The sequence below is a fragment of the Planifilum fulgidum genome, assembly GCF_900113175.1.
GTDB classification, from domain to species: Bacteria; Bacillota; Bacilli; order Thermoactinomycetales; family DSM-44946; genus Planifilum; species Planifilum fulgidum.
This window is the reverse complement of the sequence record NZ_FOOK01000032.1, coordinates 20,303-35,461: the sequence shown is the minus strand read 5'-3', so window position 1 is coordinate 35,461 and position 15,159 is coordinate 20,303. Positions and strand designations below refer to the sequence as shown.

Annotated in this window: 12 protein-coding genes; 5 read left to right on the top strand and 7 right to left on the bottom strand. The window is 53.8% G+C overall.

Annotated elements, in window-relative coordinates; genetic code table 11:
* On the bottom strand, window positions 1–249 hold a 249-nt coding region (locus BM063_RS14580; protein WP_143085377.1), incomplete at its 3' end, for a transposase.
* Between the two features lie 387 nt (window positions 250–636).
* Between BM063_RS14580 and BM063_RS14575 the strand changes: the two genes are divergently transcribed.
* From BM063_RS14575 to BM063_RS14550, 4 genes are all read left to right on the top strand, one after another.
* On the top strand, window positions 637–1,794 hold the full coding sequence (locus BM063_RS14575) for an epoxide hydrolase family protein (protein WP_092040607.1): 1,158 nt from the start codon (window positions 637–639) through the stop codon (window positions 1,792–1,794).
* Window positions 1,795–2,095: 301 nt separating this feature from the next.
* Window positions 2,096–2,263, top strand: coding sequence for a hypothetical protein (locus tag BM063_RS17745; protein WP_177199192.1), 168 nt, complete (start codon window positions 2,096–2,098; stop codon window positions 2,261–2,263).
* 333 nt (window positions 2,264–2,596) lie between these two features.
* Window positions 2,597–3,973: an MFS transporter gene (locus BM063_RS14555; protein WP_092040581.1), complete on the top strand. Its 1,377-nt coding sequence runs from the start codon at window positions 2,597–2,599 to the stop codon at window positions 3,971–3,973.
* Window positions 3,974–4,000: 27 nt separating this feature from the next.
* Entirely contained in the window at window positions 4,001–5,614 is a 1,614-nt protein-coding gene (locus BM063_RS14550; protein WP_092040603.1) for a glycoside hydrolase family 43 protein, read from the top strand.
* 148 nt (window positions 5,615–5,762) lie between these two features.
* On the opposite strand, the gene BM063_RS14545 is transcribed toward BM063_RS14550, so the two are convergent.
* Window positions 5,763–6,683, bottom strand: coding sequence for a proline dehydrogenase family protein (locus BM063_RS14545; protein WP_425439171.1), 921 nt, complete (start codon window positions 6,681–6,683; stop codon window positions 5,763–5,765).
* A gap of 296 nt (window positions 6,684–6,979) precedes the next feature.
* On the opposite strand from BM063_RS14545, the gene pruA reads away from it, so the two are divergent.
* Window positions 6,980–8,527, top strand: a complete 1,548-nt coding sequence (pruA, locus tag BM063_RS14540; RefSeq protein ID WP_092040577.1) for an L-glutamate gamma-semialdehyde dehydrogenase — start codon at window positions 6,980–6,982, stop codon at window positions 8,525–8,527.
* Between the two features lie 569 nt (window positions 8,528–9,096).
* Here the strand turns inward: pruA and BM063_RS14535 are convergent.
* The 5 genes from BM063_RS14535 to BM063_RS14515 form a co-directional block, all read right to left on the bottom strand.
* Window positions 9,097–10,068 carry a transketolase family protein gene (locus BM063_RS14535; RefSeq protein WP_092040574.1) on the bottom strand — a complete coding sequence of 324 codons (972 nt, stop codon included), beginning with the start codon at window positions 10,066–10,068 and terminating at the stop codon, window positions 9,097–9,099.
* On the bottom strand, window positions 10,065–10,904 hold the full coding sequence (locus BM063_RS14530) for a transketolase (protein ID WP_092040572.1): 840 nt from the start codon (window positions 10,902–10,904) through the stop codon (window positions 10,065–10,067). Before BM063_RS14530 ends, BM063_RS14535 begins: the two co-directional genes overlap by 4 nt.
* A gap of 91 nt (window positions 10,905–10,995) precedes the next feature.
* Complete coding sequence (locus BM063_RS14525; protein WP_092040568.1) at window positions 10,996–12,348, bottom strand: PTS ascorbate transporter subunit IIC; 1,353 nt, start codon at window positions 12,346–12,348, stop codon at window positions 10,996–10,998.
* Window positions 12,349–12,360: 12 nt separating this feature from the next.
* Window positions 12,361–12,642: a PTS sugar transporter subunit IIB gene (locus tag BM063_RS14520; protein ID WP_092040564.1), complete on the bottom strand. Its 282-nt coding sequence runs from the start codon at window positions 12,640–12,642 to the stop codon at window positions 12,361–12,363.
* Between the two features lie 95 nt (window positions 12,643–12,737).
* Window positions 12,738–14,810: a BglG family transcription antiterminator gene (locus BM063_RS14515; protein ID WP_177199191.1), complete on the bottom strand. Its 2,073-nt coding sequence runs from the start codon at window positions 14,808–14,810 to the stop codon at window positions 12,738–12,740.
* Between the last annotated feature and the right edge of the window lie 349 nt (window positions 14,811–15,159).

Below are 15,159 nucleotides of genomic sequence, written 5' to 3'. Positions count from 1 at the left end.
ATTCTCCAGTCGCAGCCTTTTGACTTCCCGTTCCAGGTCCTTGTACTCTTTCCGCCTCCCTCTGTGCTCCATTAGCCCAAAATCGCCCTGTTCCCGGTATTTCCGCATCCAGATCTTTAATCGCCCCACATCTTGAATCCCCAGCTCTTCAGCAATCTTTGCCTTGGGAATGCCCTGAAGCCTCATTTCCACTGCCTTCTTTTTCAGTTCAAAGCTATATGTCTTGAATTTCTGTCCTTTTCTTGCCACGAAAATCACCCCTTAAAGTAATTTTCACAGGGGTGTTTTCCTGTGTCTACTTTAAGGGGTGCACTTCACAAGCGGGGGTGTGTTTTCTTTTGGATGCAAACGGGTCCCTAGGGGGCGAACCTTTGTGGAATGGGAAAGGAAATGGCGCCGCAGCTTCCACTTGACAACGGAGGGAAAGAGGAATAAAGTGGCAGCAAGTGAGGGCTTACTACAAACGTTCGAGTGTAAGTGCGTCAAAGAGAAACCGCAGTCGGCAGCGCTCGATCTTATCCACGAGAGGGTGTTTGCATTCAGAAGCCGGGGAAATTCGTATCGTCATCCGGAACGTTCATCCGCGCGCCAAAGTGCAATCCCATCCCACTTTACTCGAAAAGGGTGATGTTTGAAATGAGTCATTTTCCGGGACCGTACCGATCGGATTTTTCGCTTCGGCCCTTTCGCATCGCCATCCCCCAATCCGAGCTGGACGATCTGCAAAACCGTCTGGCCCGCACCCGTTGGCCCGCTGAACTGCCCGGCGCCGGGAGAAACTACGGGGTTCCACCCGATCGTTTAAAACAGCTGGTGGAGTACTGGCGCACCTGCTACGACTGGCGAAAATACGAGGCATTGTTGAACTCCTTCCCCCAATTCACCACGGCGATCGATGGAGCAAAGATCCATTTCCTGCACGTCCGTTCTCCTGAGAAGAAGGCGCTTCCGCTGGTGATCACCCACGGTTGGCCCGGCTCCGTTGTGGAGTTTCTTCACATTATTGGTCCGCTTGCCGATCCGAAATCCCACGGCGGTGACCCGGCGGATGCCTTCCACTTGGTCATCCCGTCGATTCCGGGCTTCGGCTTTTCCGGTCCCGTGAAGGAGAAGGGGTGGAATGTCGGCCGAATCGCGCACGCCTGGGCTGAACTGATGAGGCGGCTGGGTTATGACCGGTACGGAGCCCAGGGCGGGGATTGGGGTTCCGCCATTTCCAGGGCCTTGGCAGCCATAGACCCGGAACATGTTTGCGGGGTGCATCTCAACTATCTGCCGACGCCTCCCCCTCCATCCGCCGACATCAGTGATCTGACGGAGGAAGAGAAGGCGAGGATCGCCAACACCCAACGGCTGAGAGAGACTCCCCCCGGCTACATGAGGCTGCAGTCCACCCGTCCCCAGACGATTTCCTATGCCCTGACCGACTCGCCCGTCGGCCAACTGGCTTGGATCGCGGAGAAATTCATCGAATGGACGGATCCGTCTTGTCCAATCGCAGAGGAGATTTTGCTCACCAACGTGATGCTCTACTGGCTCACGGGCACCGCCGGTTCATCGGCCCTTCTGTATTATGAAAATGCCCGCTCCAAAGGACGGTTCAGGCCCGGCGCGGCACCTGTGGGCGTCGCGGTATTCCCGCACGATATCCAGCTTCCCGTTCGCCGCTTTGCCGAGCTCCAATACACCGTCGTCCATTGGACGGAATTTGACCGGGGCGGCCATTTTGCGGCGTTGGAAGTGCCCGATTTGTTCGTGGAGGACGTGCGGAAATTTTTCCGCCGCTTCCGGTAATCCTTTTCCGCCGCATCTTTGATGGAACCGGCAATATCGATGGGCTTCCGTTTCCGACGCCTTGGTTTTCATTCAAAAAAATCGGCGCCCCCTGCCCGGGAAGCAGGGGATTTTGGCGTGTTGTCCCGGGGCGGACGCCATCTTTGACTTGACGGAACCCGGCGCGTGCGGGGCGGAAGGGGGAATAAAGGCGCGCAACACCGGGAATTCCGCCGGTTTGTCAAAAAGGCATCCTTTTCCCGGGGGGCTCCTTCGCTTCGGACGGGAAGTCCCGGTGTGAGACCATTACAACCCCCATTTTTTGGACAAGGCGCTGCAGCCTACCCGCTGGAACGGCGTCACCTTCGCCGTGATCAACACGATCACCGACCTCGCCCCCATTTTGGTGATCGGCTTTTCCGGTTTCCTGGTGATCCGCGGTTCGATGGCTGTGGGGAAAGGACCGCCTTCTACGGTTACATGGGATTGATATACAATCCCGCTGCGCAGGCCTTCAAAAATGAACAATGCGTGGACTTTTATCCGGAGAAGGGAAGTTCGATTGACACCGCTTACACAAGGAGTTAATATTAGTTTAGAAACAAAACAAAGTAAGGGAGGATGAAAAGCAAGGTCGCCGGAGTGCCGCCCGTGGAAGCCAAGGCCCCGAATGAATCGGACGATTGGTTCAAGGCGATTTTTGGGCAGTTTTCGTTCTTTGAGCGTTGCGGGAGTCGGTGCGCCGAATTGAAATCGCATACACTGCAGCGGTTCATACGTTTATGGACCAAACAAAGTACATGAAACGGATGAGGTGCCGCTGATGAAAACGCACAAGCTGCCAATGATCGAGAAGCTAACATTCGGTTTGGGCGATTTTGGGGCGAACTTCAGTTGGACGTTCATCGCGTCGTTCATCACCATCTATTTGACGGACACGGTCGGCATGAGCGCCGGGATCATCGGAACGATCCTTTTGCTGGCGCGCGTTGCGGACGGGTTCACCGATTTGTTCATGGGCACAGTCATCGACAATACGAACACCAAAATGGGCAAGGCAAAACCCTGGATTTTCTGGACGGCGCCAATTTTGGGAATATTGACGTTTATGCTGTTCAATGTTCCGGGTTTTCTGGGGGACGGGGGACAGGTGGCATACGTGTTCATTGTTTATTTGCTGCTGTCCGCCGTCTTTTACACCGCCAACAACATCGCATATTCCTCGCTGACGTCCTTTATGACCAACGATGAGGAAGACCGCGTCTCTCTGGGCAGCATCCGCTTCATTTTTGCAAACGCCGCCGTGCTGTCGATCACGACCTTTACGACGTATCTCGTTTCGATGTTTGGAGGCGGACAGAAGGGCTGGACATGGACCTCGTTCCTCTACGCGTTGTTATGCGCCGTGCCGCTCATGATCACCGGCTGGTTCGCAAAGGAACGAAACGTCGCAAAGGCCCGAAATCAGGAGCGGAAGGTGTCGTTTCTCACCGCTTTCAAAGCCCTGTTCACGAATAAGTACTTCATTCTGGCGCTTGTTCTGTATCTGTTGTGGTATCTGAGGCAAACGGAAAACGGAATCCGGGTTTATTACGCCACATATATCTTCGATGATGCAAACCTCATGGCACCGATGAGCCTTGCGGCGCTGGTTCCGATGATTCTGGGGCTTTTGATCGCTCCCAAACTGGCGGGAAAATTCGGGGTGCGAAGATGTGTCTATTGGGGGCTTGGGATATCCATTGTTGCTTATGTGATCATGACGGCTTTCTCCGAAAGTTTGCCGGCGATGATCATCGGCCTGGTCATCAACTCGATCGGGCTGGTTCCGCTGCAGGCGGCACTCACTGCGATTGTGGCCGATGTGGGCGACTTGGTGTACTGGAAGACGGGAGTTCCCGTGCAAGGTTCGGTGTTCAGTCTGACGAGCGCGGGAATGAAAATCGGTCAGGGAATCACCGCTGCGCTGGTTGCCTGGTCCCTCTCGCTGGGGGGATATATCGCCGGGGCTTCGGTCCAACCGGACAGCGCCATCACCGCCATTAAATCGATGCAAATCTACTTCCCCCTCGCCATGGTCGTGCTCATGCTGATCACCAAGGTCGGGCTCAATTATGAAAGGTTCCTTCCGCGCGTGAAAGAGGAAATCTTGAAGGGAAACGTCGGCGAAAGCCGCGACGAAAGCATTATGGCAAGTTAAGAAAACAATCGATGCGGGGTGGATATGATGGCAACGATCCGAAATCCGATTTTGACGGGTTTCCATCCGGATCCGAGCATTTGCCGCGCCGGGGAGGATTATTACATTGCGGTTTCCACCTTTGAATGGTTCCCCGGAGTGGGAATTTACCACTCGAAGGATTTGAAGAACTGGCGCCTGGTTGCCAGGCCCCTTAATCGGCTGAGCCAGTTGAACATGATCGGAAATCCGGATTCGGGCGGGGTCTGGGCGCCGCAACTGTCGTACCATGACGGGCTGTTTTGGTTGATATACACGGATGTGAAGGTGACCGACGGCCAGTGGAAGGATTGTCACAATTACTTGGTGACGTGTGACCGGATTGACGGGGAATGGTCGGACCCGATTTATCTGAACAGTTCCGGATTTGATCCGTCTTTGTTCCACGATGAGGACGGCAAAAAATATTTGCTCAACATGCTCTGGGATCCGCGCGTCGGGAATCACAACTTTTACGGAATCGTGATGCAGGAGTACGATCACGAGAAGAAAAAGCTGGTCGGAGAGCCAAAAGTCATCTTCAAGGGAACCGACGTCAAATTGGTGGAAGGGCCGCACCTTTACAAAATCGGCGAGTATTACTATTTGTTGACGGCGGAAGGGGGGACGAGGTACGAGCATCAGGCGACGATTGCCCGATCGAAGAATCTGTGGGGACCCTATGAAGTGCATCCGGACAACCCGTTGATCACGTCCTATCCTTATCCGAGAAATCCCCTGCAAAAGGCGGGACACGCGTCGATCGTGCAGACGCATACCAATGAATGGTTTCTGGTTCACCTGACGGGACGGCCGCTTCCAAAGGAAAACCAACCGCTTCTCAGCCCGCGGGGCTATTGTCCGCTGGGACGGGAGACGGCGATCCAGCGTTTGGAATGGAGAGACGGCTGGCCGTATGTCGTCGGCGGAAACCAGCCCTCTTTGACGATCGAGGGACCCGACATCGAGGAAGTGAAATGGGAGAGGGATTATCCGGAAAAAGACGATTTTGACAGCGACCGGTTGAACCTGCATTTTCAAACCTTGCGCATTCCGCTCGGGGAAGATACGTTGTCCCTGACGGACCGCCCCGGACATCTGCGGCTGTACGGAAAAGAATCGTTGACGTCGAAATTCAAGCAGGCGCTGGTTGCCAGGCGCTGGCAGCATTTCCGCTTCACCGCGGAAACGAAGGTGGCCTTCAGGCCGAACACGTTCCAGCAGGCGGCCGGTTTGGTGAACTACTACAACACCGAAAACTGGACGGCCCTGCAGATCACGTGGGACGAGGAAAAGGGAAGGATCCTCGCCATCACCACCTGCGACAACTTTGTGTTTGATCAGCCGCTGAAAGGAAAAGAAATCGAGATCCCGGACGAAGTTGAATACGTGTATCTCCGGGTCAAAGTCCGGACGAACACCTATCGCTATTTCTATTCCTTCGACGGCGAGCATTGGACGGAGATCCCGATCGACTTTTATTCCTACAAGCTGTCGGACGATTACGTGAGGGGCGGCGGATTTTTCACCGGAGCTTTTGTCGGAATGCAATGTCAGGACAATTCCGGGCAAAACCTGCCCGCCGATTTTGATTACTTTATTTACAAACCGGAGGAGGAGTAAAGGAAAAAAGGTTGCCAATCCCCTTGGCAACCTTTTTTTCGGCAAGCAAAACCTCTCCGAAGGCGGAAGGCCCGGCGCAATTGTCCGACCGAAAGAAAAGGGAAGAGGCCTTCCGGGTCCCCGCGAGGGGACTTCCCCCTTCCGCTTCTCAATCCTTGACGAGATTTTTGAGGATGAACAAGGCGTTGGCGGGCCGTTCGGCGATTCGCCGGGTGAAGTAAGGATACCAGTCTTTCCCGTAGGGGGTGTAGACGCGAACCTTGTAGCCTTCCCCGGCCAGTTGCCGCTGCAGCCCGCCCCGCACCCCGTAGAGCATTTGAAATTCGTACAAATCCTTCGGAATTCCGTTTTCCTTCACAAAGGATTTGGTCCATTCGATGATTTTTTCGTCATGGGTGGCCACGGCGGTGTAACAGCCGTTTTTCAGGTGCATCGCCACCAGCCGTTTGTAATTTTCGTCCACGTCCCGCTTGTCCGGGAAGGCCACCTCCTTCGGCTCCTTGTATGCCCCCTTGACGATCCGCAGGTTGGCCCCCAATTCCCCGAGATCCTTCACGTCCGACTCGGACCGGTACAGATAAGACTGGATCACCAGGCCGATGTGTTCTTTGCCCACCTTTTTCAGGAGGGTTTTGAAGATGTCGATGGTGGCCTTCACCCTCGGGGAGTCTTCCATGTCGATCCGCACGAAGTTTCCGCTTTCCTTGGCCTTCAGGGCGATCCGTTCCATGTTTTCCAGACAGAACCCGTAATCGATGTCGAGTCCCAGCTGGGTAAGTTTTACGGAGACGTTGGAGTTGACTCCGCTTTCCGCGATGGCGTCGAAGATGTCGAGGGCGGACTGGGTGGCCTCCAGCGCTTCCTCCCGGGTGGTTACGCTCTCGCCCAGGTGGTCCAGGGTGACCAAAAGCCCGTCCCGGTTGAGGGATTTCACCTTCTCGATGGCCTGTTCCAGCGTTTCTCCCGCCACGAAACGGGAGGCCCCCAGGCGCATCCCGTATCGGGTGACGAACCGGGACACCAGCCGGTTGCCGGCAAGGGTGAGAACAGCTCTTCGGGACAGCGACACGTTTCCACCTTCTTTCGTTGGTTGAACCGGCGTCTTGGACCGTAACCATTATACGAGTCCCTGGCGGGGGTGACAAGGAAACGTTTTCAAAAATAGTATGGACGGGTCGGGGATTCTTCATTTGAAGAAGAAAAAAACCTTGGGTTAAAATAAGGGAGGACTGGGGCCCGATGGAACTTCTCCGGTGGAGATCTGGCCGCAGGGAGTACCTTCGGGCGCAGGCAGGAGGCCGTTTTCCGTTCGGCGGAAAACGGCCGATCTGCGGATTTGCCGAGCCATATCAGAGGAGGGGTAAAATGGTCGTTGATTTTCGGAACGAGCCGTTCACGGATTTCTCCAAGGAAGAGAACCGTCGGGCTTTTGAAGAGGCCCTGGAAACCGTTCGGGCCCAGCTGGGCAGGGAGTACGACCTGATCATCGGCGGCGAACGGATTCGGACGGAAGAGAAGATCCGCTCCATCAACCCGTCCAATGTGGACGAGACGATCGGCTATGTTTCCAAGGCCAACCAGGAGTTGGCGGAAAAGGCGATGCAGGCGGCGGCAAAAAAGTTTGAAGAGTGGAAAGCGGTTTCACCGGAAGCCCGCGCGCGGATTTTGTTCCGGGCGGCCGCCATCCTGCGCCGGCGTAAGCACGAGTTTTCCGCGTGGATGGTGCATGAAGCGGGGAAAAACTGGCCGGAAGCCGATGCGGATACGGCGGAGGCCATCGATTTCATGGAATTTTACGGCCGTGAAATGATCCGGCTGAGCGAGCGGCAGCCCCTCACCCGCATTCCCGGAGAGGACAACGAGCTGTACTACATCCCCCTGGGCGTGGGGGTGGTGATTCCCCCGTGGAACTTCCCGCTGGCGATCATGGTGGGGATGACGACGGCTTCGCTGGTGGCGGGGAACACGGTCGTTCTCAAACCGGCCAGCAACACGGCGGTGATCGCCGCCAAGTTCATGGAAATTCTGCAGGATGCCGGTCTGCCGGACGGCGTCGTCAATTACGTGCCCGGCCCCGGCGGGGAAGTGGGCGAGTACCTGGTGAAGCATCCCTTGACCCGGTTCGTCGCCTTCACGGGATCCCGGGACGTGGGACTCCGGATCAATGAACTGGCGGCCCAAACCGCTCCCGGCCAGAAATGGATCAAGCGGGTCATCGCCGAGATGGGCGGAAAGGATTCGATCATCGTCGACAAGGATGCGGATCTGGATCTGGCCGCCCAGACCATCGTCACGTCGGCCTTCGGTTTCTCCGGGCAGAAATGTTCCGCCTGTTCCCGGGCGATCGTTCTGGAGGACGTGTATGATGAAGTGTTGAACAAGGTCGTCGAGAAGACGAAGCAGCTGAAGGTGGCCGAGGCCAAATCCTTCGGCGTCGACATGGGTCCGGTGATCGATGAGAACGCCTACCGGAAGATTCTTGAATACATCGAGATCGGCAAGAAGGAAGGCCGTCTGATGACCGGAGGGGGCAAGGCGGAAGGCAACGGTTATTTCATCCAGCCCACCATTTTCGCCGATGTTTCCCCCGACGCCCGGATCGCCCAGGAGGAGATTTTCGGTCCGGTGCTGGCGTTCATCAAGGCCAAGGATTTCGACGACGCTCTCCGCATCGCCAACAACACGGAATACGGCCTCACCGGATCGGTGATCAGCCGGAACCGCGCCAACCTGGAAAAGGCGCGCACCGAGTTCCACGTGGGGAACCTGTACTTCAACCGCAAGTGCACCGGCGCCTTGGTGGGAGTCCATCCCTTCGGCGGCTTCAACATGTCGGGCACCGACTCCAAGGCCGGCGGCTACGATTACCTGCTCCTCTTCACCCAAGCCAAGCTGGTGTCGGAGGTGTTTTGATCGCAGGTCGGCATCGGCCTCTCGCGTCCAACCCCCGCCTTCCCGGCTTCTCCGGGGAGGCGGGGTTTTTTCTTCTGGATGCGACCGGTTGGAAGCGAGCATGAAAATCCGCCTGCGATGACCGCCCTCCGTCCTTGACGGGAAGGGAAGCGTCCGTTGGCAGGTTTCATTGGCCGCTTCGGAAAAATTCGTCAGGCATATCGCCGAATGAATCGGATATGTTGTCAAAACAAGTATTTTCCGTAGCATTCTGTTTCAAGTTGTATTTCTGAATGAAAAATGCAACCCTTGAGAAGAATTTGGGGGTAACAAAGGGAAGTTTCGGTTCTATTTACTGTGCGGCGTCATCCGAATCATCAAAATCGCTTCAGAATCAAAACCCGTGGTTTGAAGGAAAATGGCTTGCCAAAGTGGAGCGGTTTCGATTCATTACTACAACGCAGATTTATTTTTCCCAGAGATTTTGAAAACAACTTTGTATTGAAGTCATCGGAGGAAATGATTGACCGGGCACTTCCCCTTTTCCTCCGCGGAAAACAAGGTTTCACCCGGTCAGCGGTTTTGAAGGCCTATTCTTTTTTCCTGTTCATTTGTTCGCGTACCGTTTCCGCGATGTGTCTTGCGGTCAGGCCGTAATATTCTTTCAAATAATCCGTTTTGCCCACTTGGCCGAATTGTTCCCTCACGCCGATCCGGTAAACCGGGATCGGGAAGGTCTCGGCCAGGATTTCCGCCGCCGCACTGCCCAACCCGCCGATGACATTGTGATTTTCCGCCGTGATCACCAGTCCGGTCCTCTTGGCGGCGTGAACCAAAAGCTCCCGGTCGATCGGTTTGATCGAATACATGTCGATGACCATCACGTCAATCCCTCGGTTCGCCAGCAGATCGGCGGCAAGCAGCGATTCGGCGACCATGATCCCGGAAGCGATGATCGCTGCATCCTTTCCGTCCCTCAGCAGCTTTCCTTTTCCCTTCGGGAATTTTTCTCCTTTGTCGTAAATCTGCAAGGCCTTTTTGCGGATCGTTCGGATATAATGGACGCCGTATTCCCCGTAACTTTGAACGAGCAGTTCCTTCAGCATGGTGCTGTCGCTGGCCTCATAGACGGTGGCGTGGGGAATGAGCCGGACAAGCCCGAGGTCCTCGAAAGCCATATGGGTTCCGCCGTTGTGTTCCGCGGTAACTCCGGCGTCGGAACCGAGGATCTTGACATTCAATTTGGCATAGGCCAAGGAAACGAAAAGCTGGTCGAACGCCCTGCGCGTGGCGAACTGGGCGAAAGTATGCACGAAGGGGATCTTTCCGGTCAGGGCTATTCCGGCGGCGACGCCCATCATATGGGCTTCCATGATGCCGCAATTGATGATTTGTTTTGGAATGAACGGCTGGATTTTGTTGGTGGAAATGGAGCTCATCAGATCGGCTTCCAGGGCGATGACGCGGGCGTCTTTTTGCGCAAGTTCCAAGACCGTCTCCGCATAGACTTGTCTCATTTCCTTTTCTTCGGGATTTAATCGTCGGGAAGATATGGCGTTCATTGGGCAACCCCTCCTGCACATTTCCGTTCCAGTTCTTGGATAGCCGCTTCGATCGCCCTTTTGTCCTCTTCGGTCGGCCGGATATGGTGATTGTCTTCTTTCGCTTCCAAATACGGCACCCCTTGTCCTTTCTTCGTATCGAGGATGATGGCGACCGGCATTTCAGTCTGTTTTTTTCCTTCCTCGATTGCCTCTTCAATTTCCGCCAAACTGCTTCCGTCTACCCGGCGCGACCAGAAGCCGAATGATCTGAATTTCTCTACGAAATCGCGGGGATTGACGATATCTTTTGTCCAGCCGTCCAATTGCTTTTTGTTGTCATCGACCAATACCACTAGCCGATGCAATTGATGATGGGCGGCAAATTGGATCGCCTCCCAGCACTGGCCTTCGTTGAGTTCCCCGTCTCCCACGATCGTATAGGTGTAGGCGGGGATGTCGGAAAGTTTGTGGGATAAAGCGACCCCGACGGCAACGGAAATCCCTTGACCGAGGGAGCCCGTTGTCATCTCGACGCCCGGCGTCAAATTCCGGTCCGGATGGGAAGGGAGTTTGGTGCCGTTCTGATTCAGGGTAAAAAGCATGCCGAAGGGGATAAAGCCTTTGAGGGCGAGCGCCGCGTAAAGCGCCGGCCCGCCGTGTCCCTTCGATAAAATGAAGCGGTCCCGCTTTTCATCATGAAAGTTGTCCGGCGTGATCTTCATGATCTTTCCGTAAAGGACGGCAAGAGCCTCCACGATGGAGAGGCTCCCGCCGTAATGGCCGAATCCGAGATGATAAAGCTGCTTCAATGTCCATAGCCGGATTTGGTCCCTAAACAATTCCAATGCGTCCATCGTCGTGCCCCCTTGTGATTTCCTGAAGCCGCAAACCCGGTATGGGGATGTTAACGGGGAATGTTCGAGGAAGCCTGCACGGATGCCCGGGTCAAAGATTCTCGGGCACCCTTTTCTTCCCGCGCAGGAAATACACGGCAACCGGAATGATCACGGCTGCGAGGACGAACACCGTCAGTCCGGCGGAACCGAGATGTTTCGTAATGTATCCCAAAAGGATGCCGGATGCGGCAAAATCCGAATCGGAGAAGGTGGTGTTGGCGAATCCCAGATCTCCCAAGACCGGCATCAGGAACACCGGCAGGAAGGTGATCAGGAGACCGTTGAAAAACGAACCGATCATCGCCCCGCGGATCCCTCCGGTGGCGTTGCCGAAAACGCCTGCAGTTGCCCCCGTAAAGAAATGGGGAACGACTCCGGGAAGGATAATCACCGCGCCGACCGCGCCGAGGATGAACATGCCGACGATGCCGCCCAGGAAGCTGCAGAAGAACCCGATTAAAACGGCGTTAGGCGCATAGGGGAAAACAATCGGACAATCAAGGGCGGGTTTGGCGTTGGGAACGAGCTTATTGGAGATTCCCTTGAAGGCCGGCACGATCTCCGCCAAAATCAAACGGACACCGGTCAAGATGATAAAGACCCCCGCCGCGAAGGTGACCGCCTGTACGATGGAAAAGACGATGAAATGGGTTCCGTTGCTGAGATTTTTTTCGATGTAGTCCGGTCCCGCGATGATGGCGACGATAATATAGAGGATCGACATGGTCAATGCGATGCTGATCGAGCTGTCGCGCAAAAATCCCAACCCTTTCGGAAAGTTGATTTTTTCGGTGGAAGGGGAATTCTTGCCGACAACGCTTCCAATCGCCCCCGACAAAACATAGCCCAGGGTGCTGAAATGACCGAAACCAACTTGGTCGTTGCCGGTGATTTTTCGCATGTACGGCTGGGCCAATGCGGGAAAGACGCCCATGATCAATCCCAGAGCCAAAGAACCGATCAATACCAGCTGGAATCCTTCCATTCCCGCCACCACCAAAATGACGGCGATCATGCAAGCCATGTACAGCGTATGGTGACCGGTAAGGAAAATATATTTAAAATTCGTGAAACGGGCGACGAGAATATTTGCGATCATTCCAAAGAACATAATGAGCGCGGTCGTGGAACCGTATTTTGTCAGCGCCATGGCGACGATGGCCTCATTATTCGGAACAACCCCGTTCACATGGAAGGCTTCTTGAAACATTTTCCCGAAGGGGTCCAGGGAGCCGACGAGCACGTTGGCTCCCGCGGAGAGAACGATGAATCCCAAAAAGGTTTTCGTCGTTCCTTTAATGATTTCAGCCGATGACTTTTTCTGAATAAGCAAGCCGATCAGCGCGATCGCGGCAACCAAAACCGCCGGTTGGCTTAAAATATCCAGTACCAATTGGCGCATCAAGCATCCCTCCTAGAGTAATCCCAATTGTTCGAGTTTTTCTTTCAGCTTTGCCTTCAATTCATCCTGATCGATGATGCTGTCCAATACGATGGTCTCTCCCAGATGGCCGCCCCCTTCGGCGATGTCTTTGCCCATGACGAACAGGTCCGCCAGGTCGCTGGTAGCCGAACTTAAATCACTGTGATCCACTTCGACGCCGTTAACCCCGAGTTCCTGAAGGGACTGCCGGATATTCATTTCCAGCATGAAGCTGCTCCCGAGCCCGGATCCGCAGACGGCCAAAATTTTCATCACCACAACACCTCCGCAAAGATTCCTTGAAGTCCATCCATATGAATGAAAGCGGCTGGTTGGCGCATCCCTTGCCTTTTCCCTCACCTCCTCGATCAATGATTTTTCGATCCGTCCTGTCTTTCAGCGGAATACTCCTCGATTAGGGCTATGAGTTCCGCGGGATTTTCCACATTTAGAAGGCGGTCTAAGCTTTCCTTGTTTCCGAGCAACCGGGTCAGCTGGGACAGGGCTTTTAAATGGGTGTTATTATCGACGGCCGCCAGGCAAATGAAAACGGAGGCCGCGTTTTTTTCTTCATTCAGCAGATATGCCGGTTCTTTTAATTTCAGAAAGCTCATGCCCAATTTGTTGACGCCGTTTTCCGGCCGTGCGTGGGGAATGGCGATTCCCGGATGGATGATGAAGTAAGGACCCATTTTTTCCACGTTGGTGATCATCGCTTCGATGTAGGATGGTTCGATGTACCCGTTTTTCAGCAATGGTTCGGCCGCCTTCGCGATTGCGTTTTTCCAGTCCGGTACGGCCGTTTCAAATTGGATCATCGTTTCCGTTAACAGCTCGTTTAACAACGGTTGAATCCTCCTTATCGTTGTCCCTCCGGTTTTCCCGTATAACTCCATGGTTATGGCGTCTTTTAATTTTTCCGGTTCTTTGATTTCGGCGTATTTGCCGATGATCTTTATCAACCTTTCCGGCGTGGGAAAGGGTGCCGGCTGTTTGAACAGATGTTCCATCACCCGGTGATGCAACATCTTCTTTTCCGCTTCGCTCATGATCGGTTTGACGATAAACAGGGGCTTTTCCGTCTTAAACGGCACTGTGGAAAATACGATGTCGTAAAGCTCTTCGTCTGTTTTTGAAAATTCTTCCTTTGAGATGGAAGTGATCCAACGAAAGGAAGGGAAGAGGGAACGCAAATAGGTTTCCACCATCAAGCTGGAACTGACGCCGTTCGGGCAGACGATGATGGCTTGAATCGGTTTTTCGTTCCTCGCGTTTTGTTCCAGCAGCGCCCCGAAATGGAGCGTCAAAAATCCGATCTCGTCCTCGGGAATGTCGATATTGAGCATTTCCTGAATCGGTTTCATCACTTCAGTGACCAGGTGAAAAAGGGTCGCATGCTCCTTTTTGATTTCGTTTAATAATGGATTGGTGATGGGGATCTTGTAGAGCATCCTGTAATAAGCCGGTTTGAAGTGGCTGAACAGGGTGTTGACGGCCTTTTCTTTGTCTTGAATTTGAATGCAGGCAAACTTTTCAAAATCATGAATCATCTTTTCGGTCATCGTTTTTAAAATCCCTGACGGCACGGCGGACAAATTTCCCAACGTGATGCCCAAAAGCAGCATCGTCAGGTAGGCCAGTTCCTGGGGGTCGGTGCTTTCGCCCAGCACTTCCTGGATCGTCCTTGCCACCTGGTACATTTTCTGTTTTTTCAGAAATTCCATCGTGTCCGCGTGAATTTGTACCCATTTTTTCTGCCTTTGCCGGATATGGATCATCTGCAGCAAATACAGGAAATCGAACAATCTTTCCTCAATAAACGTCAGTCCGAAAGAGGCGCCGATTTCCCGCAACTTGCCTTCGTACAGTTGGAACCGGTCTTCGTATCCGTGTTTGCGGAGGAGGTGCCGTAAAATTTCGTGCTTTTTCGGGTGAGAAGAAAACATGGAGATGCATTTCAGCGTCAAATTCCGTTTGTCTTCCTCTTGGCCTTCCAAATGGAAACCTTTTTCCCTCGAGTAACGGATGTCCACCCGAAACTTTTTGCTGAACTGATTCGCCTGCCTGACTGCTGCTGTTGCCGTGTTTTTGCTGACGTTTAGCAAAAACTGATAGTGGGTGTTGGAAATCGGCTCCCCTCGGATGAAGGTGTAAATCAGCAGCAAATAACTTCGTTCCTCTTCATCGAATTGAAAATCTTTCGGCAGGATATTCAGCCGTCCCGTTTTCCATTGGTCGAAAACTTCTTCCGGAACCCGGATTTCCTTCTGGGTGATGGATATGGGCGGCACCTGGTTTTGCCGGAGAAAATAATTGATCTTGTCCAAATGATAAAAAAATTGCCGCTTGCTCATTTGGATGTTTTCGATGAAAAGCGGATAGGATTTCGGATTCATCGACAAAAGCAGATGAAACAGTTGCAGGCTTTTCTTTTCCAGCATGGCGGAGAAGCCTCCTTTACTTTCATTGTAAATGCAACCGCTTCCAAGGGCACTCCCAATTAGTCCCAACCTGTGTAGCGGAATTCGGGGGAGATTGGGATGCATCTTATCCTGGACTTCATTCATCGTGCGGCACGGAAAGAATTCCGGGGAACGCAACATTGGAAAAGATGCGGGGGAGGAGCTGTTCCATCTCCGGAAAAGCGGCTTCTTTCTGCCGGCAGGAAGTGGGATTTTGCACAAACATGAGGACGTGGTTCAAACTTTTGGAGCCGGGCAGGGAAAGGGACGGCGGTGATCGGAGGGGGACGAATTTGCCTGCCGGGGATCGGATGTCTCGCTATTTCTT

Excerpts from the sequence above, each read along its gene's own strand:
- BM063_RS14575 (WP_092040607.1), top strand. The coding sequence starts at position 637 with ATGAGTCATTTTCCGGGACCGTACCGATCGGATTTTTCGCTTCGGCCC.
- BM063_RS14555 (WP_092040581.1), top strand. The coding sequence starts at position 2,597 with ATGAAAACGCACAAGCTGCCAATGATCGAGAAGCTAACATTCGGTTTG.
- BM063_RS14550 (WP_092040603.1), top strand. The coding sequence starts at position 4,001 with ATGGCAACGATCCGAAATCCGATTTTGACGGGTTTCCATCCGGATCCG.
- pruA (WP_092040577.1), top strand. The coding sequence starts at position 6,980 with ATGGTCGTTGATTTTCGGAACGAGCCGTTCACGGATTTCTCCAAGGAA.
- BM063_RS14535 (WP_092040574.1), bottom strand. The coding sequence starts at position 10,068 with ATGAACGCCATATCTTCCCGACGATTAAATCCCGAAGAAAAGGAAATG.
- BM063_RS14530 (WP_092040572.1), bottom strand. The coding sequence starts at position 10,904 with ATGGACGCATTGGAATTGTTTAGGGACCAAATCCGGCTATGGACATTG.
- BM063_RS14525 (WP_092040568.1), bottom strand. The coding sequence starts at position 12,348 with ATGCGCCAATTGGTACTGGATATTTTAAGCCAACCGGCGGTTTTGGTT.
- BM063_RS14520 (WP_092040564.1), bottom strand. The coding sequence starts at position 12,642 with ATGAAAATTTTGGCCGTCTGCGGATCCGGGCTCGGGAGCAGCTTCATG.
- BM063_RS14515 (WP_177199191.1), bottom strand. The coding sequence starts at position 14,810 with ATGCTGGAAAAGAAAAGCCTGCAACTGTTTCATCTGCTTTTGTCGATG.